The sequence below is a fragment of the Streptomyces sp. col6 genome, assembly GCF_008042035.1.
GTDB lineage: Bacteria > Actinomycetota > Actinomycetes > Streptomycetales > Streptomycetaceae > Streptomyces.
The window spans coordinates 1-765 of the sequence record NZ_RDBL01000071.1 but is presented as its reverse complement, the minus strand read 5'-3'; the positions used below and the strand labels follow the sequence as shown (position 1 = coordinate 765).

General features: G+C 75.9%; 2 protein-coding genes. One reads left to right on the top strand and one right to left on the bottom strand.

Annotated features, from left to right (window positions below; translation table 11 throughout):
* Positions 1-246, top strand: a 246-nt coding sequence (locus tag EAO73_RS35370) for an EamA family transporter (protein WP_147975624.1), incomplete at its 5' end; no start/stop codon positions are given.
* Positions 247-471: 225 nt separating this feature from the next.
* Here EAO73_RS35370 and EAO73_RS35365 read toward each other — a convergent pair.
* On the bottom strand, positions 472-765 hold a 294-nt coding region (locus EAO73_RS35365; protein ID WP_318153315.1), incomplete at its 5' end, for a DapH/DapD/GlmU-related protein.

Genomic DNA, 765 nt, shown 5'->3' with positions numbered 1-765 from the left:
GCGGCGGCGGTCCGGGCCGCCCTTCCGGCGCTGGCGTTCGTCGGGCTCGCGGACGTGGCGGCCAACGGCACGTACGCGATGGCCGCGCAGCACGGCCCGGTCACCGTCGCCGCCGTACTGGCCTCGCTCTATCCGGTGGTCACCGCCCTGGCCGCGCGCGGGTACCTCAAGGAGCGGCTGCGGGGCGTGCAGGCGGCGGGCGCCGGACTCGCACTGGTGGGCACGGTCCTGCTGGCGACCGGCTGAGCGCGGGGCCGGGTCAGCGCGCGAGCCCGGCCTGATCCGGACGAAAGGCCCTAGGGCCTGTCGTCAAAGTCCCCTCGTCGCCCGGAGGGCGGCCGCGCGGCGTCTGGTGCGTGCTCTCGGCGTGCCGGCCGCGATCCCTCGTACTGGACGTACTTGGGATCTCGGCCGGTGCGGCGGGAGTGCGTGCCAGGCGTCGCGCGGCAGAGGGGAGTTTGACGACAGGCCCTAACCCTCTTCCAGCTCCGCCACGGCCAGCAGCTGTTCCGGGGTGACGTCCGCGGGGATCGGCACCGGGGCCGGTGTGCGCAGGGGCGGCTCCCAGCCCCGGTCCGGATGCCAGCTGCGTACGACCCGGGCGGGAGCGCCTGCCACGACCGCCCGGTCGGGCACCTCGCCGCGGACGACCGCGCCGGCGGCCACGACGACATTGCGTCCGAGCCGGGCGCCCGGCAGGATCACCGCACCGGTACCGATCCAGCAGCCGGGACCGATGGAGACGGGCTCCATCCGCGGCCACTG